Annotated in this window: 30 protein-coding genes; 4 read left to right on the top strand and 26 right to left on the bottom strand. The window is 58.6% G+C overall.

Features of this window, described 5'->3' with window-relative positions; translation table 11 throughout:
* Nucleotides 1-17: 17 nt before the first annotated feature.
* Together erdR and ACA072_RS05885 are read right to left on the bottom strand one after the other, a co-directional pair.
* A complete protein-coding gene (erdR, locus tag ACA072_RS05890) occupies nt 18-668 on the bottom strand; it encodes a response regulator transcription factor ErdR (protein WP_010462704.1) in 651 nt (216 codons plus the stop codon).
* Nucleotides 669-877: 209 nt separating this feature from the next.
* Complete coding sequence (locus ACA072_RS05885) at nt 878-1,636, bottom strand: tRNA-uridine aminocarboxypropyltransferase (RefSeq protein WP_497623586.1); 759 nt, start codon at nt 1,634-1,636, stop codon at nt 878-880.
* A gap of 189 nt (nt 1,637-1,825) precedes the next feature.
* On the opposite strand from ACA072_RS05885, the gene ACA072_RS05880 reads away from it, so the two are divergent.
* Complete coding sequence (locus ACA072_RS05880) at nt 1,826-2,251, top strand: PA3611 family quorum-sensing-regulated virulence factor (protein WP_497623585.1); 426 nt, start codon at nt 1,826-1,828, stop codon at nt 2,249-2,251.
* On the opposite strand, the gene ACA072_RS05875 is transcribed toward ACA072_RS05880, so the two are convergent.
* On the bottom strand, nt 2,252-2,446 hold the full coding sequence (locus tag ACA072_RS05875; protein WP_403106894.1) for a hypothetical protein: 195 nt from the start codon (nt 2,444-2,446) through the stop codon (nt 2,252-2,254). It abuts the gene before it with no gap.
* Nucleotides 2,447-2,923: 477 nt separating this feature from the next.
* Between ACA072_RS05875 and ACA072_RS05870 the strand changes: the two genes are divergently transcribed.
* Nucleotides 2,924-4,042: an LOG family protein gene (locus tag ACA072_RS05870; protein ID WP_497623584.1), complete on the top strand. Its 1,119-nt coding sequence runs from the start codon at nt 2,924-2,926 to the stop codon at nt 4,040-4,042.
* Between the two features lie 54 nt (nt 4,043-4,096).
* Here ACA072_RS05870 and recX read toward each other — a convergent pair whose 3' ends face one another.
* The 23 genes from recX to ACA072_RS05755 all read right to left on the bottom strand — a co-directional run bounded on the left by recX (nt 4,097) and on the right by ACA072_RS05755 (nt 20,358).
* On the bottom strand, nt 4,097-4,564 hold the full coding sequence (gene recX / locus ACA072_RS05865) for a recombination regulator RecX (protein ID WP_219096805.1): 468 nt from the start codon (nt 4,562-4,564) through the stop codon (nt 4,097-4,099).
* Between the two features lie 8 nt (nt 4,565-4,572).
* Nucleotides 4,573-5,625 (bottom strand): recombinase RecA, encoded by a 1,053-nt coding sequence (gene recA, locus ACA072_RS05860; protein WP_007907270.1) that lies wholly within the window; start codon nt 5,623-5,625, stop codon nt 4,573-4,575.
* Between the two features lie 83 nt (nt 5,626-5,708).
* Nucleotides 5,709-6,209 (bottom strand): CinA family protein, encoded by a 501-nt coding sequence (locus tag ACA072_RS05855; RefSeq protein WP_497623583.1) that lies wholly within the window; start codon nt 6,207-6,209, stop codon nt 5,709-5,711.
* 80 nt (nt 6,210-6,289) lie between these two features.
* A complete protein-coding gene (locus tag ACA072_RS05850; RefSeq protein ID WP_497623582.1) occupies nt 6,290-6,826 on the bottom strand; it encodes a lysis system spanin subunit in 537 nt (178 codons plus the stop codon).
* On the bottom strand, nt 6,808-7,371 hold the full coding sequence (locus ACA072_RS05845; protein WP_497623581.1) for a glycoside hydrolase family 19 protein: 564 nt from the start codon (nt 7,369-7,371) through the stop codon (nt 6,808-6,810). Before ACA072_RS05845 ends, ACA072_RS05850 begins: the two co-directional genes overlap by 19 nt.
* Nucleotides 7,372-7,445: 74 nt before the next feature.
* On the bottom strand, nt 7,446-8,462 hold the full coding sequence (locus ACA072_RS05840; RefSeq protein WP_497623580.1) for a phage late control D family protein: 1,017 nt from the start codon (nt 8,460-8,462) through the stop codon (nt 7,446-7,448).
* Nucleotides 8,463-8,471: 9 nt separating this feature from the next.
* The gene (locus ACA072_RS05835) at nt 8,472-8,684 is read right to left on the bottom strand and encodes a tail protein X (RefSeq protein ID WP_497623579.1); all 213 of its coding nucleotides are present in this window, start codon (nt 8,682-8,684) and stop codon (nt 8,472-8,474) included.
* The gene (locus ACA072_RS05830; RefSeq protein WP_497623578.1) at nt 8,677-9,060 is read right to left on the bottom strand and encodes a phage tail protein; all 384 of its coding nucleotides are present in this window, start codon (nt 9,058-9,060) and stop codon (nt 8,677-8,679) included. The genes ACA072_RS05835 and ACA072_RS05830 overlap by 8 nt, the downstream gene beginning before the upstream one ends.
* Nucleotides 9,060-11,198, bottom strand: coding sequence for a phage tail tape measure protein (locus ACA072_RS05825; protein WP_497623577.1), 2,139 nt, complete (start codon nt 11,196-11,198; stop codon nt 9,060-9,062). Before ACA072_RS05825 ends, ACA072_RS05830 begins: the two co-directional genes overlap by 1 nt.
* Before the next feature lie 128 nt (nt 11,199-11,326).
* Nucleotides 11,327-11,911, bottom strand: a complete 585-nt coding sequence (locus tag ACA072_RS05820) for a phage tail assembly protein (protein ID WP_497623576.1) — start codon at nt 11,909-11,911, stop codon at nt 11,327-11,329.
* Between the two features lie 179 nt (nt 11,912-12,090).
* Nucleotides 12,091-12,597, bottom strand: coding sequence for a phage major tail tube protein (locus tag ACA072_RS05815; RefSeq protein WP_403106924.1), 507 nt, complete (start codon nt 12,595-12,597; stop codon nt 12,091-12,093).
* Complete coding sequence (locus ACA072_RS05810; protein ID WP_497623575.1) at nt 12,597-13,763, bottom strand: phage tail sheath protein; 1,167 nt, start codon at nt 13,761-13,763, stop codon at nt 12,597-12,599. Before ACA072_RS05810 ends, ACA072_RS05815 begins: the two co-directional genes overlap by 1 nt.
* A 1-nt stretch (nt 13,764) precedes the next feature.
* A complete protein-coding gene (locus ACA072_RS05805) occupies nt 13,765-13,950 on the bottom strand; it encodes a hypothetical protein (RefSeq protein WP_497623574.1) in 186 nt (61 codons plus the stop codon).
* Between the two features lie 85 nt (nt 13,951-14,035).
* Nucleotides 14,036-14,290, bottom strand: coding sequence for a tail fiber assembly protein (locus tag ACA072_RS05800; RefSeq protein WP_497623573.1), 255 nt, complete (start codon nt 14,288-14,290; stop codon nt 14,036-14,038).
* Between the two features lie 10 nt (nt 14,291-14,300).
* Nucleotides 14,301-14,921, bottom strand: coding sequence for a hypothetical protein (locus ACA072_RS05795; RefSeq protein WP_497623572.1), 621 nt, complete (start codon nt 14,919-14,921; stop codon nt 14,301-14,303).
* Nucleotides 14,922-15,001: 80 nt separating this feature from the next.
* A complete protein-coding gene (locus ACA072_RS05790; RefSeq protein ID WP_497623571.1) occupies nt 15,002-15,532 on the bottom strand; it encodes a hypothetical protein in 531 nt (176 codons plus the stop codon).
* A gap of 71 nt (nt 15,533-15,603) precedes the next feature.
* A complete protein-coding gene (locus ACA072_RS05785; RefSeq protein WP_497623570.1) occupies nt 15,604-16,263 on the bottom strand; it encodes a phage tail protein I in 660 nt (219 codons plus the stop codon).
* A complete protein-coding gene (locus ACA072_RS05780; RefSeq protein ID WP_497623569.1) occupies nt 16,260-17,255 on the bottom strand; it encodes a baseplate J/gp47 family protein in 996 nt (331 codons plus the stop codon). Before ACA072_RS05780 ends, ACA072_RS05785 begins: the two co-directional genes overlap by 4 nt.
* Nucleotides 17,252-17,584, bottom strand: coding sequence for a phage baseplate protein (locus tag ACA072_RS05775; RefSeq protein ID WP_497623568.1), 333 nt, complete (start codon nt 17,582-17,584; stop codon nt 17,252-17,254). Before ACA072_RS05775 ends, ACA072_RS05780 begins: the two co-directional genes overlap by 4 nt.
* Before the next feature lie 10 nt (nt 17,585-17,594).
* Nucleotides 17,595-18,206, bottom strand: a complete 612-nt coding sequence (locus ACA072_RS05770; RefSeq protein ID WP_497623567.1) for a phage baseplate assembly protein V — start codon at nt 18,204-18,206, stop codon at nt 17,595-17,597.
* A gap of 3 nt (nt 18,207-18,209) precedes the next feature.
* A complete protein-coding gene (locus tag ACA072_RS05765) occupies nt 18,210-18,722 on the bottom strand; it encodes a hypothetical protein (protein ID WP_497623566.1) in 513 nt (170 codons plus the stop codon).
* Between the two features lie 48 nt (nt 18,723-18,770).
* Nucleotides 18,771-19,121 (bottom strand): phage holin family protein, encoded by a 351-nt coding sequence (locus ACA072_RS05760; RefSeq protein WP_497374005.1) that lies wholly within the window; start codon nt 19,119-19,121, stop codon nt 18,771-18,773.
* A 502-nt stretch (nt 19,122-19,623) separates the two neighbouring features.
* Nucleotides 19,624-20,358 carry an XRE family transcriptional regulator gene (locus ACA072_RS05755; protein ID WP_462029906.1) on the bottom strand — a complete coding sequence of 245 codons (735 nt, stop codon included), beginning with the start codon at nt 20,356-20,358 and terminating at the stop codon, nt 19,624-19,626.
* A gap of 211 nt (nt 20,359-20,569) precedes the next feature.
* Here ACA072_RS05755 and mutS point away from each other — a divergent pair, with 211 nt between their 5' ends.
* The gene (mutS, locus tag ACA072_RS05750; protein WP_497624947.1) at nt 20,570-23,137 is read left to right on the top strand and encodes a DNA mismatch repair protein MutS; all 2,568 of its coding nucleotides are present in this window, start codon (nt 20,570-20,572) and stop codon (nt 23,135-23,137) included.
* Between the two features lie 142 nt (nt 23,138-23,279).
* Nucleotides 23,280-23,603, top strand: coding sequence for a ferredoxin FdxA (gene fdxA, locus ACA072_RS05745; protein ID WP_497623565.1), 324 nt, complete (start codon nt 23,280-23,282; stop codon nt 23,601-23,603).
* Nucleotides 23,604-24,043: the final 440 nt, after the last annotated feature.

Genomic DNA, 24,043 nt, shown 5'->3' with positions numbered 1-24,043 from the left:
CGTGAACAGGCCAACTCTTAGTGGCTCGAAATTGACTCAAGTTGTTGCAGAAGCAACGCAGCCTGGGTGCGAGTCCGCACATTCAGCTTACGGAATATCGCCGTGACATGCGCCTTGATGGTCGCTTCGGAGACGCTCAACTCGTAGGCAATTTGCTTGTTCAGCAAGCCCTCACAGACCATGGTCAGCACCCGAAACTGCTGCGGCGTGAGGCTGGCAAGGCCTTCACTGGCGGCCTTGGCTTCAGCGGAAACGCTCACGGCTTCAAACGCCTGCGGCGGCCAGAACACATCACCATCAAGCACCGCACGCACGGCTTTCTGGATGACACTCAGGTCACTGGATTTGGGAATGAAACCACTGGCGCCGAATTCACGGGACTTCACCATGATCGAGGCTTCTTCCTGGGCCGACACCATGACCACCGGTATCTGCGGGTACTGACCGCGCAGCAGCACCAGGCCGGAAAAACCGTAGGCCCCCGGCATGTTGAGGTCCAGCAGCACCAGATCCCAGTCAGACTTTTCGTCCAGTCGGGTTTCCAGTTCGGCAATGCTTGCCACTTCCACCAGACGGACATCCGGCCCTAGGCCCAGGGTCAACGCTTGGTGCAGGGCGCTTCGAAAAAGAGGGTGGTCATCGGCAATCAGGATTTCGTATGTGGCCATTTTTCTAATGATCCTGTTTTTCTAACAACTCAAGGCACAGCCACGGAGCTGCACCAACAGGGCACGTTCAACGCCAATTACGTGGCTATCACGCAAAGAATACGGCGTATCAAACTTTGGCCGCGCCCCAATCGGCGCCAAGCATGCCCAGCGGAACCGGGGTGGTCAAGGTGCATGGCCGGTACAGTTCTTTGCAGTATGGGCGACAATCAGCCGATGACCGGGGCCGCGTTCTGCACGAAAGGCATCAGTTCGGTGTGGGCCGGCGTTGCAACGTTCATGTCCAGCTGATGTTTCGCGTCCAGGTAATGCTGGCTGAACACGTCAAAATAAGCGTCCAGCGCCGATGCCGCCTCCGTATCGCCCGCAAGATCCAGGCACAAAGCCGCCACTTCGGCGGTGCACAAATGCTCGCTGCGGGTCGACCTGCGCAACCGGTAACGGGACAGTTTCTCGGGCAGCAGGCTCAGGATCGGCAGCCGATCAAAGTACGGGCTTTTACGGAAAATCTTCCGGGCCTCGGTCCAGGTGGCGTCGAGCAGGATGAACAGCGGCCGCTTGGTGCTATCGGCTTCGACGGTGTTCTTCACTCGCTCAGGCTCGACGTACTCACCCGGAAAGACCAGATACGGCTGCCATTGCGGGTCGGCCAACAGCGCCAGCAACTGCGGATCCGTTTCCGTGCGGGACCAGATAAAGGCATGGTTGTCGCGCACCACGTCGGCGATCAGCCAGCCGGTATTGCTCGGTTTGAACACTTCTTTATTGGTCATTATCAGGCACACGCCCGAGCGGGCCTCGACCTGCGGGCGCCAGTTGCACAGGCAGTGACTCTCGATCACGCGGCAGGCGCGGCAACGCGGTGCCCTCCAGCCCCGGGCCTGAATCGGCTTGATGCCCTCCTCCTCTCGCTGGTCGCGCAAGCGGGCGACGGCGTTTGCAGCGAAATGTGGAGTTACGGGGCTCATCGCAGGCAACACCGGAGGGGAAAGAAAGTCGACACGAAAAATACTCGAAAAATCAGAAAGTGGCGGCAGTTTATCAGAGCGGCCGGCGCAAGCCTGTACCGTCCAGGCCTCGTCCCCTATAATTCGCCGCCACTGAACGCACAGTCATGTGACGGGTCGAACCACCAGTCACTGAACCAGGAGAGTTTCATGCTGCGCCTTATCGTTCCCACCGCTGCCATTTTGCTGGCGTCGTCTTTCAGCGCTCAGGCTGCGTCCTTGAGTGAGCAGAATCTCAACCGAGAACTGCGAAACGTCGCCGCACAAAGCAGTGCAGGCACTCCACGGGCGATCAACGAAGACATTCTTGATCAGGGCTACACCGTCGAAGGCAACACGCTGATCAACCACCTGAGCGTACAAAGCAGCCACGCCAACAAGATGCGTGCTGACCCCAAAGCCGTGTATTTCCAGCTGGGCGCCTCTGTGTGCAACAACCCATCGTTCCGCAAACTGATGGCCAAGGGCGCGGTGATGCGTTACGACTTCACTGAAGTGAAGACCAACCGCTCGGTCGGTTCCGCCAGCTATCAGGAATCGGATTGCCCGAAAGCAGCACCGTCCAAGAAGAAGTAATTATCGGGAATTGGCGCGCCGCTGTTCATCCTCGGCGCGCAGTTCTGCCACCAACGCCTGCAAATAACGCGAACGCCGCTCAGCGCCTTCCAAACGCCGGCAACACTCTTCTTCAAGACTCAAATGATGGGTCTCGGCGGATGACTTCAGTAATCGATACAGATGCGTATCGATTTCCAGAATGACTCTGGCCATCGTTTACAGCCTCCCTGCACCTCGCCCTGTTTGAGCGAAAAATCCTTGAACCGCATGAACCGTGCGCCCTGCCTTTGACGCAAAGTTGTCGTGTCACGCCTGTAACTTAGTAAATCAGAGCGTTGGACCCGTGGTTGGCGTTCGGACGAATGGTGAATTCACCTTGCAAATAGTCAATAAGCGGTTGCCAGGAAAGACTTTGCGGCGCAATGATCAAGTCAGCGAGAATCTCTGCAAGGGTCTAGATTCAGAGTGTTCACGATCACTTTTCAGGGCAGGAAAGGGGCTGCCCGTCGCGTGTCTTGTTGTGCGAACGTTTCTTTCATCCAAGGGAAAAACAGAGCCTGTATGGACGACTCGAACCGAGTCGGGTGGAGCGCCCAGGCATGGGCTTGGGCAGACAGCGACACATGAGGTGTCGCGGCGCTGACGACTGTTTTGTCGGTGCCAAGGGTTCTGTGCAGAAGGAGAAGTTGAATGCCTTACCAACCGAATGACCTCCTGAGCCGTCATTTCGAAGAAAGCGGCCACGACCTCATCAGCAAGGTCGAAGAGCAACTCAACCTGGTTTCACCCAACAGCCCCAACATCCCGATTTACCGCGACATGATCCTGACCGTGCTGCGCATGGCCCAGGAAGATCACAACCGCTGGAATGCCAAGATCACCCTTCAAGCCCTGCGCGAACTGGAGCATGCGTTCCGCGCGCTCGAACAGTTCAGAGGGCGACGCAAGGTCACCGTTTTTGGCTCGGCGCGCACACCGATCGAACACCCGTTATATGGCTTGGCCCGGGAACTCGGCGCCGCGCTGGCGCGCTCGGACCTTATGGTCATTACCGGTGCCGGTGGCGGCATCATGGCGGCGGCCCATGAGGGTGCCGGCCTGGAACACAGTCTGGGGTTCAATATCACCCTGCCCTTCGAGCAACATGCCAACCCCACCGTTCAAGGCACCGCCAACCTGCTGCCCTTCCACTTCTTCTTTACCCGCAAGCTGTTCTTCGTCAAAGAGGCCGATGCGCTGGTCTTGTGTCCAGGTGGTTTCGGCACCCTGGATGAAGCGCTCGAAGTGCTGACGTTGATTCAGACCGGTAAAAGTCCGCTGGTGCCTGTCGTGCTGCTGGACGCGCCGGGTGGCAAGTTCTGGCAAGGCGCGCTGGACTTCATTCACCATCAACTGGAGGAAAACCGCTACATCCTGCCAACCGACATGAAGCTTGTGAGCCTGGTCTACAGCGCCGAAGAAGCAGTGGAGCAGATCAATCAGTTCTACGGCAACTTCCACTCCAGTCGCTGGCTCAAGCATCAGTTTGTGATCCGCATGAACCACAAGCTCAGCGACCAGGCGCTGGAACACATGCAGGAAGCGTTCGCTGATTTGTGCCTGAGCGATCACTTTCATCAGCATGCCTATAGCGGCGAGGAGCACGATGACGCGCAGTTCAGTCATCTGGCGCGCTTGGCGTTCAACTTCAACGCCAGGGATCACGGCCGCCTGCGGGAGCTGGTGGACTACATCAACCTGCCGGAAAACTGGGCCCATTCCAAACCCCAGGCGCAACAGCGCACGCGAGAGCCGTCCAAGGTGACGTGAGGCAAAATCGAGGCAAAAAAAACGGCCCGCTATCGAAATAGCGGGCCGTTTTTATTAATCATCCATTCCCCGACCGCTGAACAAGCGGCCGATCATTTCCATGGAGTATCCCCGATAACTCAGGAAACGCCCTTGCTTGGCGCGTTCCCGGACGTCTATCGGCAGATGCCCGGCAAATTTGCGTCGCCAGGTCTCTTCCAGTTGTTCCTGCCAGTTGATACCGCTCTCGCGCAAGGCGAGTTCGATGTCGTTACGTTGCAGGCCGCGCTGGCTCAGCTCTTCGCGAATACGCAACGGACCGTAGCCGGAACGAGCACGGTAGGAAACGAAGCTTTCTAGGTAACGGGACTCGGACAGCAGGCCCTCTTCCGTCAAGCGGTCGAGTGCTGTGTCGATCATTTCAGGGAGAGCGCCGCGCTGACGCAGTTTACGCGTCAGCTCGACTCGACCGTGCTCGCGTCGTGCGAGCAGGTCCATGGCGGTTCGCCGCACCGCGACGAGTGTATCGAGTACGGCGGTCATCGGATCAATCAGATATCAGCATCAGCCAGGTCATCAGCCGTCTCTTTGACTGGCGATGCTTTGACGTCCGGCGCCGGGGTCAGCAACTTGTCACGCAGTTGCTTCTCGAGCTTGGCGGCGATTTCCGGATTGTCTGCCAGGAACTTGGCCGAGTTAGCCTTGCCCTGACCGATCTTGGTGCCTTCATAGGCATACCACGCGCCGGACTTCTCAACGAAACCGTGCAGCACGCCCAGGTCGATCATCTCGCCGTTGAGGTAGATGCCCTTGCCGTAAAGAATCTGGAACTCGGCCTGACGGAACGGCGAAGCCACCTTGTTCTTCACAACTTTAACGCGGGTTTCGCTACCGACGACTTCATCACCTTCTTTCACCGCGCCAGTACGACGGATGTCCAGACGAACCGAAGCGTAGAACTTCAGCGCGTTACCACCGGTGGTGGTTTCCGGGCTGCCGAACATCACGCCGATTTTCATACGGATCTGGTTGATGAAGATCACCAGGCAGTTGGCGTTCTTGATGTTACCGGTGATTTTACGCAGCGCCTGGGACATCAGACGGGCTTGCAGGCCCACGTGCATGTCACCCATCTCGCCTTCGATTTCAGCCTTTGGAACCAGAGCCGCCACGGAGTCGACGATGATCACGTCAACCGCGTTGGAACGCACCAGCATGTCGGTGATTTCCAGGGCTTGCTCGCCGGTGTCCGGCTGGGAAACCAGCAGATCGTCGACGTTGACGCCCAGTTTGCCGGCGTATTCAGGGTCGAGGGCGTGTTCGGCGTCGACGAATGCGCAGGTCGCGCCGGCTTTTTGAGCCTGGGCGATCACCGACAGCGTCAGCGTGGTTTTACCGGAAGATTCAGGACCGTAGATTTCAACGATACGGCCTTTTGGCAGACCGCCAATGCCGAGTGCAATGTCCAGACCCAGAGAGCCAGTGGAGATAGCCGGGATCGCCTGACGGTCCTGATCGCCCATACGCATTACGGCACCCTTGCCGAATTGACGTTCGATCTGACCCAGGGCCGCAGCCAAGGCTTTCTTCTTGTTGTCGTCCATTAAAGTCCTCACGTAATCAATAAGGCCTGACGGCCAACACCTGTATAAGTAGCCAGTATTATTCCACAGCGTTTCAGGATCGCCTACCCCTGATTTGAGATTTCTCCAGCGGCATGACGCAGCAGCCCCTCTAGCGCGGCCTTAACCGTTTGTCGGCGGACCTCATCGCGGTTACCGGCGAAGTGCTGTACCTCGCTGAACAGCTGCTCACCGACGCCCCAGGCCAGCCAGACCGTGCCGACCGGCTTGTTCGGAGAACCGCCATCCGGGCCGGCCACACCGCTGACCGCCACGGCAAAATGCGCCCGGCTTTTTTCCTGCGCGCCGCGGACCATCGCCTCGACCACTTCGCGACTGACCGCGCCTACCGAAGGGAACAATTCGGAAGGCACGTTCAACTGCTCGGTTTTCTGCCGGTTGGAATACGTCACATAACCGGCCTCGAACCACGCCGAACTCCCGGGAATGCGAGTGATCGCTTCCGAGATCCCACCGCCGGTACAAGACTCGGCCGCGGTGACGTGGGCATTGAGAACCTGCAAGCGCCTGCCAAGTTCAGCGGCCAGTTGAGTGATTTCTTTCACGGTCATCTCCTGAGCGAGCGGAATGAGCACCACCGTACACGAGCAGATTGCGCTTGCAAGGCACAGGATCGATCAAAATGTTAGCGAACGATGGCTCTGACATAGGCCTGGCAGGCCTGCAAGGCAATCAGTCCGCTGTCGCCGGCATCGGTGATGGCGATAATTCGTTGAGCATGCGCCGGGTCAAGTCGGGCTCGCGCCGTTCCATGATCCACGCCGCCGGCACCGGAGGTGGCTGACATTGAACAGCCTGAGGCAGCGTCATTGGTATCGAGGAGGACTGACAAGCGCAGATCAGCAGTGGCAAGACGATCGCGCAGGCGACCTTGATCACGTTGGGCATCGCTAAGCGCTCGGTAATGGGTTTGTTCACTGGCTGACAGACGCTGCTCCAGCGCCAGACGCTTGTCCTGTTCGGCCTGTTGCTGCGTTGCGGCGGCCAGCGTCAGCAGATTGAGGGCCTCGGCGTGCAGCCGGGCCTGTTCCGCGAGTTGTCGGCCATAACGCCAATCCTGAACGTGCCAGGCCAGCGCCGCCGAGACAGCGGCCAACAACGCCAGGAACACAACAAGGCCGATTGCCCGGTAAGAAACCGGCATCAGACCGAGGGCTGGCATAGCACCGCCCTCGCCCGCGCCCACAGTTGCAGACGATCCTGCAAACCGTTCAGGCCGCCGTTAATGCGGCGGGTGATGCTGTTGAATTGATCGCGGTCGGCGAGTTCGTTGAGGCCGTTTTGCTCCCAGAACCAGGCGGCTGATTCGGCGGCCCATTGCGGCTTCTCCAGCAGTTCGGGCAAAAACAGCAAACGATCATCGCCGAACAGTCCGAGGCTGCATTGACGATAGTTATCACGACCAGTGATCTGGATCAGCCCTCGGCCGCGGTACTTTTGGCCGTCGCCGTCGAGCGCTGGTGTATTGCCCAAACGGGTGGCCAAAGTGCCGGTGTCGTACTTGCTGAGGTATTGATCGCTGCCCAACTCTCGAACGTACTGCAACTGCCCTGACTCGTGCCCGACTTGTGCCAGAAATGCAGCGATGCGTTTGGGTGTATTGATGTTGAATCGCCCCATGGCGATGTTGAGACTGGCAATAAAAACGCCCGCTTGCTGGCGGGCGTTGGGCAGGATGCTTTGCAACATGTGTTGAGTAACCGACATGATCCCCCCAGAGAGAGAATGGAAAATAGCGTGAAGTGATTGGGTTGGCGCATTCACGAATCGAACAAGGGGCGTCAGGCCTTTGCGTCCAGGCAGGTTGCGTCTATCGAGCAGCGATAGCTTTTCTCCCGACTGCCGCTGGCGGTGACCTTGTCGATCGACCAGCGACCGCGCATGAAATCCGGCCAGGTGGGGTCCAGCAGTACGACGCCTTCGGCGGACAATCCAGGATTGCCCGGGCACTCGATCTTCACTTTAAGAGCTTCACGCAGCATCCGGCGGACCTCGCCCTCTGCTGCTGCCCGGGCATCGCCTGCGCTCTGGTAGCGCTGGCGCATCGTCTTGAACGGTGCGATGCCGCTCTCCACCACCTGCACTTTGCCGGCTGCCGCGTCCCACCAACCGGTTTTGCAGCCCTGATATTTCGCCCGGGCAGTTTCCTGCAGGACCGCAGAAATAAAGGCGTTGTCGCCTGGGCGATTGTTGGTCGTCACCGACAGCTCTATGTTCGGAAGAACTTTGCCCGACAAGGATTTCGCCTGACCGCGCCGCGCCAATACATACAGTTCGTTGATCGGCTTGGCGACGGCGTCATGACGGTGGGCCAGCCGGGTCAGAAAACCCATGTCCGTTTCGTTGGACTGATCGATGTGTTCGATTCCGATCAGCGCCAGCTCGGGTGCGACACGAGGCGAAAACCCGTGCCTGGACGTCAGCTGGCGAAACAGCTCACCCAATGTCGTCGGACCATGGCTGACCGATCGACGCTGCTTGAAACCGGTCTGGTCCGCCGCACTGAACGGTGCCGCCGTGGCCACCAGCATCAGACGCAACGGGAACAACGTCGGCGTACGTCGTGTAATGACGAACTCGCCTTTGTCCACCAGCCCCGACTCACGATAACCGACCCGCAGGCCGATCTTTCCACCCAGGTCCGGCAAGCCTTCAATCCCGTCCAGACTGATGGTCAGCGTCAATTGATCGGACTCGATTCCCGCCGCATCGACGTGCTGCCAGGAGAGCAATCGTTCGTTGAGCAGCGCAGCGTTGGCGCCATAAATTTCCACCGCGGGGGTGAATCCCAGTGACATGTTGCCTCCTTAATCCCAGGCCGAAAGCGGCGTGGGTGCAACGGGTTTTGCATCCACTTCCGGCAGGACCACCCACACCCCCGCCGGCAATACTGCAGCGTATTCGGCCAGCCCCGGATTGAGCCGCCAGAGCGCTTCCTCGACGGCGTCGTCACAACGCTCGAGCTCGCGGTAGAGCAACAGGTTCACCGAATCACCGGCAATACTTCGAACCCTACGCATTGGCGACCTCCATCAGCTCAATCGCCCAGTCGACCACCATCGCGGTACCGTCATCAATGATGTTGTTTTGGGTTTCCGACACATCGTTGATCCGCCACAAACCCCAGTTGCGACCAATGCCGTCAACCAATGGCAAAGGGACGCGCAGCGCCTGCAAGGCACGCAGTTCATCGAGCCGATCCATGGCGGTCGCGTACATTGATTTGCCCGAGATCGTCAGGGTTTGCAGGCCTTGACCGGTCTGGCTGGACTTGGGTTTGCTGGTGAGAATGTCGATGTTCGTCCAGCCCCCGCTCGACTTGTGCACCAGGGCGCTGTAGGCGAAGTTTCTGGACAGGCCGAAAATGAAACTGCCCAGGATCATTTGCTGGCGCATTACGTACCTCCGTCGGTCAAGGCCGCGTCACTTCGCACAGAGAGCGGGTTAATCATCATCGGCATAAACTCGCCGCTGAACTGCATGCGCAGATTCGCCATGATTTTTTCTGTCAATCGATCAGAGTCTGTGGGATCGGCCCCGGTGATCTGGATGACCGGCGAGTAGTTGATCTGACGGTTGTCCGCGGGTGTGCCCGTCAGGTCTTTACTGACCTGGTCCGGTGAGCGAAGCCGGTCAACCTCGGTGTAGAGCGTCTCACCAAGCATTTCCCCACCCTCACTACCGACGTAGGAACCGATGAGGCCGCCGACCAAAGCGCCAATGGCAGTGCCCACGACCGGGACCGGGATGAAACTGCCGATCATCGCGCCGGTGGCAGCGCCCGCATAACCGCCGGCCAAACCGCCGATGCCCGATCCGAGAGCTCCGGAAGCGGCTTTGTAATCACCCGCCAGCAGCGCTTTAACGCCGTCGTAACTTGCGCTGGCGACCGCCATAGGAGCACCCAGCCGACCGGTGAAGGTCTTGGCTCTGGCCATGGAGGTGACCAGTCGACTGCGCATCGCAGGACGTGGGGCTTTGGTGTCAGCAGCACCCTGTGGTTTCTGTTTACCGTTGTCGTCCGGCGTACCGTCGCCTGTCTTTTTCTTGTCTTGACCCACGACCTCGTCACTTCCCGGCGGCTTAATGGCAGCGTCCGGTTTCAGCAGCTCTGTTTTTGCGGAAGAAACAATCGACGTCAGCTTGTTCATGATCGCCCCGCGAAACGGGGTCGAGAGCGCGGCACCCAGCAAGGACAATCCGGCGATGACTTTCGGGAGTGTCTCAACCACCGAACTGACGCCGCTGACCACAAGATCGGCGCCGAGTATCGCAAGATCCGTGATGGGAGCGACCGCGTTACCGAGCGCCGTATAAAGACGGGTCAGGCTTGCGTCCAGCGCACTCCAGCGTGCTTGCGAGGTATTGCCACGGGCGTCGGCAGTCTCTGCCGTTGAGCCCTTGTCCTTGTCGGACGCCACCGTAAACGCGGTATTCAGGTCGTGGGGGCTCTTCAGCAATTCGCGGATGCCGGCATCGCCCTCAAACAGCGTCTTGATCAATGCGCCCTGTTGCTCGGCAGGCTTGCTACTCAGCGCCGCCAGCACATCCTTGATCACTCCCGATGCGTCCGTGCGCATCCTGCTGGCCAAAACCCCCGGTTCGATATCAAGCTCGGCCCAGGCGGCCCGTTGCTCTGGCGTAGCCTTGTCGCCCTTGCCGAACGCCGTGCCCAGCGTTTTCAACGATGCCCCGGCGCCCTCCTTGCTCACGGAAGCGCTCAGCAGGGCCGCTGCGATTGCAGCCACATGCTCGGGCTTCATGCCCGCCGCCAGACTCGTCCCGCCGCCGTTTTTCACCACCGAACCGATGTCTGCCGCGGAGGCCTTTAAATCGACACTGGCGCCAAGGCGGCTGGCCGCGTCGCCCAGATCGAGACTTTTTGCCCGATCAAGTTTCAACGACGTATGCCAACCGGCCATCAGCTCGCCGGCCTCCTTGGCGTCAATCTTGTACGCAGACGCAATGATGCCGGTGTCGCGAGCGAAATCCGTCAGCACGTGCGACAGGTCATCCGGTTTGACGCCTTTGACCAGGCCCGAATTAACCGCCGCCAATTGAGCCTGCACCAACTGCACACCCGTCGTACCACTGGGAGCGGTGCGTTTTTCAGCGGCTATTTTCGAGATTTCATTCGACAGCGCCTGAAGCGTTTCCGGGTCCAGCTGCACCTTTTGATTGAGATCGACCAGGGCCGTCTGCATCGCCATTGCCGGCTTTAACTCCTCCGGTGGCGCACGCTGGTCAACCTCGGCCTTGAGCTTTGACTTTGCCTCACCGGCTGGCGCATTTGCCTTGAGCAGCGACTGCTGCGAAGACAGGGCGCCGTTCAACAACACCAGGGTTTCGCGCAGCTTTTCCTGCGCCTCCATCAACAGACGGATGTCGAGGCTGGCCGTGGTGAGCGCCAGATTAAGCCCCGACAAAGAATCCGTGATACCGGCAAGTCCCGGTCTTTCTGATGCACTGCCGAGTGGCGGCAGTTCCATTCGTATTATCTCCGCACCGGGCGGCGAATATTTGCTCTCTGCCATCCCGCTCTACTCCTGTTTCACGCCAAGACGACTCATCGCAATCTCGTAGCGGCGCAATGCCTTGCCGGCGTCCCATTCCAGAATGTCCGCCTCACTTACCGGGTAAATGAGCGGCACCACATCGAGGATTACTTCGATGTCGCGCTCCGAAAGTAGTCCGCCGGTTTGTTTAAAAAATCGTCGATGCGTACCTGAAGCTGTGTCCAGTCGGGCACGGTCAGAAGGTCAAGATCGGGAAGCATCAACCCGGTGCAATGGGCGGTGATGAACTCGGCGCGTTCCTTGGCCGTTTTCAGTTTTTTCATCGCTTTGGTGGCACGCAGTACCGGCATTTCCAGGGCAAGAGAGGTCAGGCTGCGGCCCGCTGCGTTGAGCGGTTGCAGCAGTTGCACGTGGTCTGGATCCTCCGATGCGGCGTCAGCTTCGGTGTCCTGCTGAAGAAAATACGACGCCGGACGAGTCGACATCTCATGCACGTACTGCGCGATGCTCACGTAGTCCGGGCGTTTGAGCTGGTCGAGTTCCTTGACTGACAGGCCGGTGGCCAGTTTCGCCAGCTCGAAAAACTGATCGTCTTCATCATCGCCGGCTCGGGTAAGGGCTTCTTTCTGTGCGGCGTAAAACAACGGTTTGAGCTGGATATGCTCGAGCGTCGATTGATCGTCGGCGGTAATCGGCGACAACAGTTCATGTTTGGGTGGCATCCAGGACATGGAAGAAATTCCTTGGTGAATCATGGAAGGGTGCTGCGCAGGGAGCTGTTCGCCACAATCCTTGTGGGAGCGAGCCTGCTCGCTATAGCGTCGGGGCAGTCAACAATGATGTTGAAAGTGAAGCCCTCATCGCGAGCAGGCTCGCTCCCACAGGTAGTGCGCCTTGGTGGGTCTTGGTGTTACGGGATCAGCACTGCGCGACGGGCGTCGCCGAGAATGTCGACGCCGTTGAGCACGAACTTTTGCGTGCGCACGTCGATATCGATCACCGGGATGCCGTTTTCGAGACGGTTGTAAGTGCGGCAGGAAAGCTCGAGGGTGGTCTTGGGTTTGTCGTTCATTTTGAGGACGGCTTCCTCAAGGGATTTCAACTTGCCGCCGACGGTGTGATAGGTGAACCAGGTGTTACCGTCCTGGTCCTGACCGGCTTCACGCACGTTCAGCAGAATATCGTCGCCCAGCTTCACGCCGAGGGCGAGCATGATCTCCGGTCCGGCGCCTTGCAGGATCAGCTTGGAGGTCAGCGCCTTGCCACTTTTGGCCATTTCTTCACCGATGAAGCGGCCGCCGACCATGTTTTCCATCTCGAACTCGATCTTCGGCGGGGTAAATTCTTCCACCGTCGCCGACAACGGCAGGCCTTGCAGGGTGGCCGCGATGGCCTGTCTTACGCGGTTGGTAAACATTAGAGAACGTCCTCCAGGAACTGCTCGATGATTTCATCGCGGGCGTTGAGTTGATAAACCATGTGTTCGTTCGGCGCGTAGCGGCCGTAGTCGATGACGATGAACCAGGTGCCGTTCTTGTATTTCTCGACACTGTTCAATTCCGGGTGCAGGTACACGCTGCCGCCGGGGATGGTTTCGTCGGCGACCAGGGTTTGCAGCCAGTCGTTGATGCGCTTGACCTCCTGATCCATGAACGACTTGGTCAGGTTTTTCGCCATGGCTTTCTGACCGGCCTTGACCAGCTTGCGGCTGATTGCATCTTCGAGGCCGACGTAGCTGATGAACTTGCCGGTGATGGAGCGATTACCCAGCAGCGAGAAACCGCCGAGGATGGTCCGGGCGTAATAGCTGATGCCGTAGCGGTTGAGCAGATCGCCTTCAGTGGATGTGTCGAGGAGGTTGTATTCCACCACCCGCGACACGTCTTCAGCGTAGGTCACCTGGTTGCCCGGGCTCTCCCACTGCTTGACCTTGGCCAGGGCGGCGATTGCAAGGCTCGATGGCGACAGGAAAACGTTCTTCTTCGCTGCTTTGGAATAAACGGCCGGCATGTTGTGCACGACCAGGCAGCGGTCGAAACCGAGGTCCGCACCGCCCAGTTCCTGGCTGTAGGTCACTTGATCGGCCACCGCGGCGTCCTTGCCGTCGAGTACCACACGCGCCTTGATGCGCTTGCCGAACGAGGCGAACTCACTGGCGACGGCTTTGGTGCCGGTGAAGCCTGGCGCACCGATGATGGTCAGGTCTTCCGGCACGCCGCTCAGTGCGGCCAAGCCCAGTTTGCGACCGGTCACGGGCTCGATGCCGCCGATCACGTTATTCATCGTGTCCGCCGGGGTCGCGCCTTCTTCGACGATGACCACGTAGACCGGCACCTTGACCACTTTCAGAATCTGGAACACTGCGTGGAACAACGTGCCCGACTCGGTGCCGGTCGGATCCAGCAGCGCCTGGGTAGTGAAGCTGTTGATGCGAAACGGCGCATTGCGCGGGATCAGCGGATCGGCCTTCGGCGCGGTGCCGATCAGACCGATGACGTTGTCGCCGAGGCCGCCCATGGCCTCGGGGGATTCGGTGGCATTGACGGTAATGCCGTTGTGCTCGAAGTTCAGAACCTCAGCCATGTTATTCAGCCTTCTTGGCAGCGGCCTTCACGGCCTTGGTGGATGTGGATTTCAGCTCCAGGCGACCGGCGCCGAGCAGAGCGTTGGCTTCGACGTCGAGCAGATCCAGCTCTTGACCGGCGGTGGACCAGTGACCGCGCCCGACGGGGAACGGGACGAGGACGGTGTAGGTTTGGCGGATAGACATTTGCGAATTTCTCCAGACGCAAAAACACAAAAGCCCCGTCATGGGGTGTTGTGCGGGCGAAAAAAAACCGCTTTCGCGGTGGGGGTTACTTCACGAAGGCCGGGAGTTCCGGCCACACCAACTCAGCAGGGTGTTCAGCCATCTCAGGAATATCCCGCAGCGCCTTACGGTAAGCGGTGACCTGGGCCAGTTGTGCAGCCGTGGCCGGATAATCCGGCAACTGGGTAAAATCCGTTGCGCGCAGAAGCTGATCGCGACGCGTGCGAATAGCAGCCCATTCGATATCAGGGGTCGGCACCGCAAGCGGCCACTCTGTGCTGTTGACAGGTGTATCAGACATTATTAACTCCTTAACTAAATGCTACGGTTTCAGCCAATGACAGTTTGGTTTTCAAATCACCCAAATTAAACAACCGACCATTACCCACTCGCATCGTGTCGATGCGCACCGTGGTGTAATAAATATTAGGGATCAGAATACGCATAACGACGTTCCCGTTAGTATCAACATAAACAGCAGGCGTCATGTTGCCGAACGTCGATACATTTTGCAGTGTACGGGTGGGTTGGTAGCAATAACCGACCAATGTTTCTTCGATAATCTTCGCTGTACCGTAACTGTAGCCCTTGATATTGAACCAAAACATCTCCGAGTTGACGTTAATGTTCAGCGGTATCTTGAAATGCATATAAATATTTGTGCTGGTACCCAGGTCGGTCGACACGAAGTCGCCCTGCCCTCCAACACCTTGCACGCCGCCGGTACCCGGGACAAATCCCTGCAACAGGTTGCGGCGAATAGTGCCGAGTGCTGCCGGGTCTCCTTCAACGTCCTTGAGATTGCGCCATTCGTTGAACTGGCCCAGTGCGGTGGTCATGGTGCTGTTGATGCTGCCAATCTTTCCATTGACTACAGTGGTCAGGTTATTGGCCGCCGTCACCAACGATGCGACAGTAGTTTCTAAACTCACGTTTCAAATTCCTATGCAATTAATAAGGCTGGCATAGTATTCAGATACAAATACTTTCCATGTGAATACTTCTTATCGTCTTACTTGCTTTGCAGCGACATCACTCGAAGCAACAACTCCACATGACGTGCCATGTTGTCAATGTCGGCGCAGGCGAGTGCTGTAAACTCTTCACTCAACAAGATATTGAGATTTTCCGATCCTACAATCACCGTTACGCTTTCCGTTGGTAACGGTGAAACATCCAATGTGAACTTCTGCAGGACTCGAGCGGCGGCGGCCTTATACGTCAGCAAACTACCGGCAACGGAATAAACCGCAAGCAAAGTGCCGCTGGCAAGATAAAAACCGAACTCACCAATTTCATATTCATCCGGGCCACTGAACAGCGCCCCCATCCGGAGTTCCCCGGCGCCCAGGTCCTCATAATCAACAATCGCCACCCGCTGGCGCTCATCACGAAGAGCCGTTTCCGAGCCATTCGGGTCATAACGAGCCGTCCCGGCCCCGATATGGGTAATTTCTCCTTTCAAGCCTTGGTTCTTTGCCTGTAACACTTCTGCCAGACCGGCGGAAGTGAAGCGAACCAAGCGCGTAATTTCATCTGTCATGGCAGCGCCTTGAGATCGTCGTTCGTTAATGGTTTAGCACCAGGAGGCCCCGGCGCCGATAAGTCCGGCCGTTAACCTTGACCGGGCAGTGCGGCGCGAAGAGGCAACTCGCCAACTGAAAGCGGTATCCACATCGCACTGCTCAACACCAGCGAGCCGCTGAGTTTCACGTCAGGCAAAGCGACTGGCTGGCTGTCGTCGCGGACAGTCAGTACAGGATCCGCCGCGGCAGTCATCCGCAGGCCACCGCGGGTTTCATGCACGATGGTGATGGTTGCTTGGTCGCGCTCGCTTTTGGCCGCATTGATGCGGCGTATCAAGCGCGTGTGATCGCCGCTCGACCAACTGCGCCCGACAGTCGCCTGTACGTCGAAGGTGTAGGGATTGCCGCGCGGTTGCTGTTGGTACCAGGGCGAGATGTGGGGCGTAAAACCCATCGACTCGACAGCGTGACTCAACGCTTTGTCAGTGCCGGCCTGACGCTGGATTTGCCAGGAAAGCGCGACCGTCAGGCGCTTTTCCGATTCACTGGCCTGCGTGTCCCACTCGCCGACTCCGCGATCCAGCGCAAGGTACGGAAGGAATGCGAAGGGGGTGGCGGATGGCTCCATCAACTCTGGAAACGGAGGCTCGATACGCTCAAGCAATGTGCCAAAGCCAAGATCGAGGGCTTTTTCCAACAATGAACTGTTGGCAGGCAACAGGCTCGGACGAGGCATGTCGTCACTCATAACGTATTCACCTCGACCTCGACGCCCGTGCAATAAGGTGCTTCGAAGGCCGTTGTCACGATCGGCTCGACCGGTTCGAGAATCTGCAACTGAACCGCGCCGGCACTGTGCAACGTGTAGTCGATCCAGCTCGGATCCACCCGCCCTTCCAGTCGATGACAGGCATCGGCATACGCCTGCAACTGCTGTTGCGCAGCCACCTTGGTCAACCCGGAATCAGGACCGGCGTTGATCTTCGCCACGACACGTATTTTGTAGGTCTTGATGTGCGCCCCCTGCACCGTGACAAGGTCTGTTTCGGGGCGCACATCAGGTCGGGCGAAATGCTGGCGAACACCCTCAAGCAATGCTTCGGATGGCGTGCCACCACCTTCCCGGGCAAGCACGGTAACCATCACCTCGCCGGGAGCGGTGCGGCGTCCATTGCCATCCTTGACCTGTGCCGCGTAGCCGTCCGGGTCGAACGTGTAGGTGACCGTCACCACGCCCGCGGCGGTGGTTTCCACCTTCACGGCAGGTCGCTCACCAAGGGTGAACACCTCACGACGGTATTGCATGCGCGACCCGGCCGCCGGTGCATGGGGTGCCAGGTAGTAGCGCAACCGGGCGTCATCATCGCTTTCATGAACCGGGGCCACCGGCGGGAATGCTGCCGGGTCCCCCGGTTCCAGCAACTGTCTTTCAAGGCCCATGTCCGCCAGTCGCGCATCGAGATTGCTACCGGTCGCCCACCACGCCAGCATCTGCTTGATGCGGGCGTTGTACTTGCGTTCGTGGATTTGCAGACGCACACAAAAAGCCTCAAGGGCCAGGGTCAGCAACTCGCTTTCGTTGTCGAGACTGACTTTGAGTTTTACCGCACGCTCGGGAGAGCGGGCTGCGACGTACTCGACGACAAACGTCTTGAACTCCGCGAGCAAATCCTCGAACGCTTCGACGGTGACGATCGCAGGTTCGGCCAACTGATTCTGGCCAGGTATCAACATACTCATGTCACCACCTCGAATGTCTGATTACGGTTTTTCCAGAGGCCGGCGAAACGCAACAGCAGCCCTGCCCCGTGGCGGCTGGCAACAATGACCTGAGGCTGGAAATCACCAATGCCGTTCTGCTCGTTGTAAAACGCCTGCGCCGCATGGCTCTGGGCAAGCATCAACAGGTCGTCGCCGAGGTTCTGGCCCAGCAGGTCCGGGATCAGGGAGCCGTACAAAGGGCGTTTCTGACGAGTGCCCAAGGGGGTGGTCAGGGCCCGGGTTGCGCGCTGTACAAACTGCAGCCAGTCGTCGACCGCTACGCCGGTGTTTCTATCGATTCCAATCATGGAAAACTCTTTATGCAGTGCTAATGACTCGACCCTGGTGATCCACCAAGGGGCCGCTCAGGTGCACACCGGATGCGTCGAGCAGCAGGCCGGTCGTGCCCAGTTGCAGTTGGATCGCCTCAGGTGTCATGACCAACCGGGCCGGGCCGATGCTCAGTTTGAGCGATTCGCGAGTGCCGATGAAGGCGGCCGGGCCGTTTTGCCAGCGCAGGGTATGGCTGGCGTCGTCGTAGCCAGTTTCGGTGCCGTCCTGATAGCGGCGACGCGTCAGCGAAGCCTGCGTTGAGACCGGCGGAAACTGGCCACCATTGAGGCCGAACAAAGCAACGGACTGACCGCTGCTGTCGCCGCCGCCATGGTTCAGCAACACGCACTGTTCACCGACGGAGGGAATGCGCGACTCGCTTTGTGCACCAGCGCTGGGGTTGAAAAAGCGGATGGCCGGGGTTAGCAACTCACCGTGGCGGACCCTGCACGTGTTGCTGCTCGCATCGACTTCCTCGCACACGCCAATGCGGCAAAGGCTGTCGGCACGCCGATGCAGGTCTTCGATCTCGGTTTCCATTTCGGCCAGACGCTCGATGATCGGGCCCAGTTGCTGGTTGAACAGTGCATCGAACATGGATTACGCCTCGAGTGGCTGGTACTGGTCCGGATCGTCGATGTTCGACACCTCCCAGGTACGGGCGAATTTCGGAGTGCCCACCGGGTCGTCCAGCAACAACGGGCCGAGGTACAAGGTCTGGGTGAAGGAGACAGTCCAGGTGGCGTATACCCGGACGCCGCTGTTGAATGTGGACGCAATGCCATCAATGCCCAACGGCAGATCGCATTGATCGGCGGGCAGTTTCCAGCGGTTGTCAGTGATCAGGTTTTTCAGCTGGCTGCCCAGATCGCAGGCGGCCAGCGCGGAAACGGGCGACACGACCTGCAATGAAACGGTCATGGCATGAGCGATGCGTCCGTCATTGCCACGGTCACCGGGGGCGTCGTGTTCCAGTGCAATCAGCACCCAATCGGAATCAACCGTACTGTCGAAGTCTTGATGACGGGTTACTTTCAAACCTGCAATGGCAGTGCGTAGCGCCTCGGAGACGGCGTAAACCAGCTGCGAAGGTTTTTCGATGATGGCGGGCATTAGTAACCTCCTTTTTCTTTTAGCAATGTGAAGATCGACGAGGCCTGGTTACTGTCGATCAGAGCGAGAGTCGCGCGGCGGCACTTCGCAGACACCGATTCGCTTGGCCGCCCAGCGCTCATAAAGCCCAATGGCCACGTCCGCCCCGGCCATCGCCGTCAGGCAGCCAAACGCGCAAGCGGCCCAAATCGACACGCCGGCGGCGTACAGCAGCATGATGGCCGAGACCCCGCAGATCACGCAGGCCCCGGAGCGCAAGGCCAGACGCCGCAGCAGTGACCAGCCACGGGCACCGTCCTTGTCGGCGCGCCACATTTCGCCAGACACCCCGCCCACCAGGGCGAGCACGATGACCAGCCATATCGGCATGTCCAGCAACGCTTGTTGCTCGTTTGTCATGTCACGCCTCCTGGGGGTGATTGATGAGTGATGTGTGGTTCTTTCAAGCGGTGTCTCTTGGAGTGTTGAAGGTAGGCATTCCAAAAAGCCCGGCGCTTGCCGGGCTTTTCAGTAATGCGGTCCTTCGCGTTGATCTTTCGGCGCTACTGGCGCGGTACGGATCCATTCAGATTGTTTTTCCGACCGCGGTCCATGCCCGCCGGATAACTGCTTCTGGTGCTTTACGCTGCACACCCGGGTCAGTTGCCAACCCTCTGAACCGTTGAGGCCGGTTCATCGCTGCCTTTGTGATGGAACTGAAGAGCTTCGTTTCGAGCTGCTTTGTTGAGCGGCTTGAGACAAAGAATATGCATGGATGCATATCCAGTCAATGCATAAATGCATTTATTTATGCACTTCAAATGCACTGACGCATTAAAGTCCCGAAAACATAAGCGCTGAGGGTTTTTGGCAGGCGAAAAAAAACCCGCTCTCGGGCGGGTTTCAGCGGACAGCGGTGAGGTTAACGGGCGTACATGCCCCACCAGAAAACGTGACCGAGGATGACGATTTGCTCTTCCTGGACTTCCTGGAAGGTGTAGTCCTCGTCCGGGTGTTCATCGCGATTGAAGCTGCGCAGGCGAATGCCGGTGGGCAAGCGATAAAGCTGTTTCACGCGCAACTGGCCGTTATGGTTGATGGCATACAGGTCGCCATCAATAATGTCGCCAATCCCGCACTTGCCCGCATTCACGCCAACGGTGGCGCCATCACGCAGCACCGGTAACATGCTGTTGCCGCGCACCGTCACGCATTTGGCCTGATCGAACTGCACACCGTTGTGGCGCAAGCTACGTTTGCCGAAGCGCAGGCTAGAGCGCTCGCTCTCTTCGATGACGAATCTTCCTGATCCAGCAGCCAATTCAACCTCGCGAAGAAAGGGGACCGACACCTCGTCGTCATCGACGGGCGTGTCGTCATCCCACAGACTTATGTCCTTGAGTTCGGAATGCAATTCATCGCGCCCGGTATTGGCGGTGGACGCAACATCCGCGCGCCCCCGCAACTGATCGGTGCTCACGGCGAAGTACTCGGCGATTTTCGAGATGTGTTTATCCGAAGGATCGACGATCTTCCCGCTGAGGATCCGCGAGAGAGTGGATTGAGGCACGCCGGTGCGACGGTGAAGCTCCGTGGGGGAGATCCCGTGCTGATCGAGCAGCGCTCTTAAGACGGTAGAAACATTGCGTTTTTGCATAACCGGCATAGTGCTTGATCTTTTTTCGGGAGGCAAATGCCGAATTGCATAAATCGTGCATAAACAGCAGAAATGTATCGCAGGGGTTTCATGCCTGCGTCCGGCAGAGCGCTCATGTTAACCTTGCGCCCATCGCGGAAAAGCCGGGCCGATGTCCCTCCTTTGCCCCACACCTTTCAACGAATTTGCCTGATATCCGATGAATAAAGCACTGTCCGATCTGTCCTCCCACACGCCAATGATGCAGCAGTACTGGCGCCTGAAGAACCAGCACCCCGACCAGCTGATGTTCTACCGCATGGGCGACTTCTACGAGATCTTCTACGAAGACGCGAAGAAGGCCGCCAAGTTGCTGGACATCACCCTGACCGCCCGTGGGCAGTCGGCTGGCCAGGCGATCCCGATGTGTGGGATTCCTTACCACGCCGCCGAAGGTTACCTGGCGAAACTGGTCAAGCTCGGCGAGTCGGTGGTGATTTGTGAGCAGGTCGGCGATCCGGCCACCAGCAAGGGGCCGGTGGATCGTCAGGTGGTGCGGATTATCACGCCTGGGACGGTCAGCGATGAAGCGCTGCTGGATGAGCGTCGGGACAATCTGATCGCGGCGGTACTGGGTGACGAGCGCCTGTTCGGCCTGGCCGTGCTGGACATCACCAGCGGCAACTTCACCGTGCTGGAAATCAAAGGCTGGGAAAACCTGCTGGCGGAACTGGAGCGGGTCAATCCGGTGGAGCTGATGATCCCGGATGACTGGCCAAAGGACCTGCCGGCGGAGAAACGTCGTGGGGTTCGTCGCCGTGCGCCGTGGGATTTCGAGCGTGACTCGGCGCTGAAAAGTCTTTGTCAGCAGTTTTCCACCCAGGATCTGAAGGGTTTCGGCTGTGAAAACCTGACCCTGGCCATCGGCGCCGCCGGTTGCCTGCTCAGCTACGCCAAGGAAACCCAGCGCACCGCCCTGCCGCACTTGCGCAGCCTGCGGCATGAACGCCTGGACGACACCGTGGTGCTGGATGGCGCGAGCCGTCGCAACCTGGAACTGGACACCAACCTGGGAGGCGGGCGCGACAACACGCTGCAATCGGTGGTCGATCGTTGCCAGACGGCCATGGGCAGCCGCCTGCTGACTCGGTGGCTGAACCGTCCGCTGCGCGATCTCACCGTATTGCTGGCGCGCCAGACTTCGATCACCTGCCTGCTCGACGGCTACCGCTTCGAAAAACTGCAACCGCAGCTCAAGGAAATTGGCGACATCGAGCGGATCCTGGCGCGGATCGGCCTGCGCAATGCCCGCCCTCGTGACCTGGCGCGTCTGCGCGATGCGCTCGGTGCGCTGCCAGAATTGCAAGTCGCGATGGCTGAGCTGGAAGCCCCGCATATCATTCAACTGGCGAAGACCACTAGCACCTACCCGGAACTGGCGGCTCTGCTGGAAAAAGCCATCATCGACAACCCGCCGGCGGTGATCCGTGACGGCGGCGTGTTGAAAACCGGTTACGACGCAGAGTTGGACGATTTGCAATCGCTCAGCGAAAACGCCGGCCAGTTCCTGATCGACCTCGAAGCACGCGAGAAGGCCCGTACCGGTCTGTCGCACCTGAAAGTCGGTTACAACCGTATTCATGGCTACTTCATTGAGTTGCCAAGCAAGCAGGCCGAGTCGGCACCGGCCGACTACATCCGGCGCCAGACGCTCAAAGGTGCCGAGCGCTTCATTACGCCGGAACTGAAAGCGTTCGAGGACAAGGCGCTGTCGGCCAAGAGCCGCGCCCTCGCCCGCGAAAAGATGCTTTACGAAGCGCTGCTCGAAGACCTGATCGCCCAGTTGCCGCCGTTGCAAGACACCGCCGCGGCATTGGCCGAGCTGGACGTGCTGAACAACCTTGCCGAACGCGCCCTGAACCTTGACCTGAACTGCCCGCGCTTCGTTGACGAACCATGCATGCGCATCACCCAGGGTCGCCACCCGGTGGTCGAGCAAGTGCTGACTACGCCATTCGTGGCCAACGACCTGAGCCTCGACGACAATACGCGCATGCTGGTGATCACCGGGCCGAACATGGGCGGTAAATCCACCTACATGCGTCAGACCGCTTTGATCGTACTGCTGGCGCACATCGGCAGTTTCGTGCCGGCGGCCAGTTGCGAATTGTCACTGGTGGACCGCATCTTCACCCGGATCGGTTCCAGCGATGACCTGGCGGGCGGGCGCTCGACCTTCATGGTCGAAATGAGCGAAACCGCGAACATTCTGCACAACGCCACCGAACGCAGCCTGGTTCTGATGGACGAAGTCGGCCGCGGCACCAGCACCTTCGATGGTCTGTCCCTGGCGTGGGCCGCCGCCGAACGCCTGGCCCATCTGCGAGCCTATACGCTGTTCGCCACCCACTACTTCGAGCTGACGGTGCTACCGGAAGCGCAACCGCTGGTGGCCAACGTTCACCTCAATGCCACCGAGCACAACGAGCGCATCGTCTTCCTGCACCATGTGCTGCCCGGGCCTGCCAGCCAGAGCTATGGTCTGGCGGTGGCGCAGTTGGCCGGTGTGCCGAGCGAAGTGATCGTGCGCGCCCGCGAGCACCTGGGCCGACTGGAAGCGACTGCCCTGCCCCATGAAGTCCCGAAACCGACTAAAGGCAAACCGGCCGCGCCGCAGCAGAGCGACATGTTTGCGAGCCTGCCGCATCCGGTGCTGGATGAGCTGGCCAAACTTGATCTGGACGACATGACACCGCGTCGGGCGCTCGAAATGCTCTATACACTAAAGACACGGATCTAACGCACTTGCCTGCAAGCTGTTAGAATCTCGCGCGGTTTGGGATGCTGCTGGCTTATAGCCTGACCAGCAGACTATCGCTCCCAAACCTGGCGACCCCAACGTGAAGGGGCTCCGCTGCCGCCGCCTGAGGAGAAAATTAGAAATGACCTTCGTCGTCACCGACAACTGCATCAAGTGCAAGTACACCGACTGCGTAGAAGTCTGTCCGGTGGACTGCTTTTACGAAGGCCCGAACTTCCTGGTGATTCACCCGGATGAGTGCATCGACTGCGCACTGTGCGAACCAGAATGCCCTGCCGTGGCCATCTTCTCTGAAGATGAAGTGCCGCAAGACATGCAGGAATTCATTCAGCTGAACGTTGAGTTGGCCGAGATCTGGCCTAACATCACCGAGAAGAAAGAATCGCTGCCAGACGCTGAAGAGTGGGATGGCAAGAAAGGCAAGATCAAAGACCTCGAACGCTGATTTCCCCCGCGTTCTCGAAAAGGCCCCTCGCGGGCCTTTTTGTTTTTCTGCAGGCAAAAAAAGGGGCGGTTTGACCCGCCCACATTTTTTCCCTATTCCCTGTGTTCCTTTTCATCGTCCTGATGAAACGCTCCCTGCGATGTCCTTTCCCCTCATCCTTGAAGGGTGTGTCTGTCCGTCGACACAGTTCAGATACTAGAGAATTCTCCACCGAGAGCAATCGACCAAAAACACTGAAACTGTCTGTCACATGCATTTAATAATTAATAATAACCATATAATTCATATAGATAGAAACCAACGCAGCGAAAGATGGCCTACTGCCATGCTGTAAAAATAACGAACACTTACGAAAGAGTAAGCCAAGACTTACAGCGCAAGACTACAAAGCCGAGTCGATTGCCATTCCATATTCCAGGCATTAAAAAACCCCGAACCAG

The organism is Pseudomonas sp. LBUM1656 (assembly GCF_059716065.1).
Note: the sequence above shows the minus strand (reverse complement) of the source record. Positions and strands in the feature narration are given on the sequence as shown.

What these genes read in the sequence shown, in the direction of transcription:
- erdR (WP_010462704.1), bottom strand. Translation starts at nt 668, where the DNA reads ATGGCCACATACGAAATCCTGATTGCCGATGACCACCCTCTTTTTCGA.
- ACA072_RS05885 (WP_497623586.1), bottom strand. Translation starts at nt 1,636, where the DNA reads ATGAGCCCCGTAACTCCACATTTCGCTGCAAACGCCGTCGCCCGCTTG.
- ACA072_RS05880 (WP_497623585.1), top strand. Translation starts at nt 1,826, where the DNA reads ATGCTGCGCCTTATCGTTCCCACCGCTGCCATTTTGCTGGCGTCGTCT.
- ACA072_RS05875 (WP_403106894.1), bottom strand. Translation starts at nt 2,446, where the DNA reads ATGGCCAGAGTCATTCTGGAAATCGATACGCATCTGTATCGATTACTG.
- ACA072_RS05870 (WP_497623584.1), top strand. Translation starts at nt 2,924, where the DNA reads ATGCCTTACCAACCGAATGACCTCCTGAGCCGTCATTTCGAAGAAAGC.
- recX (WP_219096805.1), bottom strand. Translation starts at nt 4,564, where the DNA reads ATGACCGCCGTACTCGATACACTCGTCGCGGTGCGGCGAACCGCCATG.
- recA (WP_007907270.1), bottom strand. Translation starts at nt 5,625, where the DNA reads ATGGACGACAACAAGAAGAAAGCCTTGGCTGCGGCCCTGGGTCAGATC.
- ACA072_RS05850 (WP_497623582.1), bottom strand. Translation starts at nt 6,826, where the DNA reads ATGCCAGCCCTCGGTCTGATGCCGGTTTCTTACCGGGCAATCGGCCTT.
- ACA072_RS05845 (WP_497623581.1), bottom strand. Translation starts at nt 7,371, where the DNA reads ATGTCGGTTACTCAACACATGTTGCAAAGCATCCTGCCCAACGCCCGC.
- ACA072_RS05840 (WP_497623580.1), bottom strand. Translation starts at nt 8,462, where the DNA reads ATGTCACTGGGATTCACCCCCGCGGTGGAAATTTATGGCGCCAACGCT.
- ACA072_RS05835 (WP_497623579.1), bottom strand. Translation starts at nt 8,684, where the DNA reads ATGCGTAGGGTTCGAAGTATTGCCGGTGATTCGGTGAACCTGTTGCTC.
- ACA072_RS05830 (WP_497623578.1), bottom strand. Translation starts at nt 9,060, where the DNA reads ATGCGCCAGCAAATGATCCTGGGCAGTTTCATTTTCGGCCTGTCCAGA.
- ACA072_RS05825 (WP_497623577.1), bottom strand. Translation starts at nt 11,198, where the DNA reads ATGGCAGAGAGCAAATATTCGCCGCCCGGTGCGGAGATAATACGAATG.
- ACA072_RS05820 (WP_497623576.1), bottom strand. Translation starts at nt 11,911, where the DNA reads ATGTCCTGGATGCCACCCAAACATGAACTGTTGTCGCCGATTACCGCC.
- ACA072_RS05815 (WP_403106924.1), bottom strand. Translation starts at nt 12,597, where the DNA reads ATGTTTACCAACCGCGTAAGACAGGCCATCGCGGCCACCCTGCAAGGC.
- ACA072_RS05810 (WP_497623575.1), bottom strand. Translation starts at nt 13,763, where the DNA reads ATGGCTGAGGTTCTGAACTTCGAGCACAACGGCATTACCGTCAATGCC.
- ACA072_RS05805 (WP_497623574.1), bottom strand. Translation starts at nt 13,950, where the DNA reads ATGTCTATCCGCCAAACCTACACCGTCCTCGTCCCGTTCCCCGTCGGG.
- ACA072_RS05800 (WP_497623573.1), bottom strand. Translation starts at nt 14,290, where the DNA reads ATGTCTGATACACCTGTCAACAGCACAGAGTGGCCGCTTGCGGTGCCG.
- ACA072_RS05790 (WP_497623571.1), bottom strand. Translation starts at nt 15,532, where the DNA reads ATGACAGATGAAATTACGCGCTTGGTTCGCTTCACTTCCGCCGGTCTG.
- ACA072_RS05785 (WP_497623570.1), bottom strand. Translation starts at nt 16,263, where the DNA reads ATGAGTGACGACATGCCTCGTCCGAGCCTGTTGCCTGCCAACAGTTCA.
- ACA072_RS05780 (WP_497623569.1), bottom strand. Translation starts at nt 17,255, where the DNA reads ATGAGTATGTTGATACCTGGCCAGAATCAGTTGGCCGAACCTGCGATC.
- ACA072_RS05775 (WP_497623568.1), bottom strand. Translation starts at nt 17,584, where the DNA reads ATGATTGGAATCGATAGAAACACCGGCGTAGCGGTCGACGACTGGCTG.
- ACA072_RS05770 (WP_497623567.1), bottom strand. Translation starts at nt 18,206, where the DNA reads ATGTTCGATGCACTGTTCAACCAGCAACTGGGCCCGATCATCGAGCGT.
- ACA072_RS05765 (WP_497623566.1), bottom strand. Translation starts at nt 18,722, where the DNA reads ATGCCCGCCATCATCGAAAAACCTTCGCAGCTGGTTTACGCCGTCTCC.
- ACA072_RS05760 (WP_497374005.1), bottom strand. Translation starts at nt 19,121, where the DNA reads ATGACAAACGAGCAACAAGCGTTGCTGGACATGCCGATATGGCTGGTC.
- ACA072_RS05755 (WP_462029906.1), bottom strand. Translation starts at nt 20,358, where the DNA reads ATGCAAAAACGCAATGTTTCTACCGTCTTAAGAGCGCTGCTCGATCAG.
- fdxA (WP_497623565.1), top strand. Translation starts at nt 23,280, where the DNA reads ATGACCTTCGTCGTCACCGACAACTGCATCAAGTGCAAGTACACCGAC.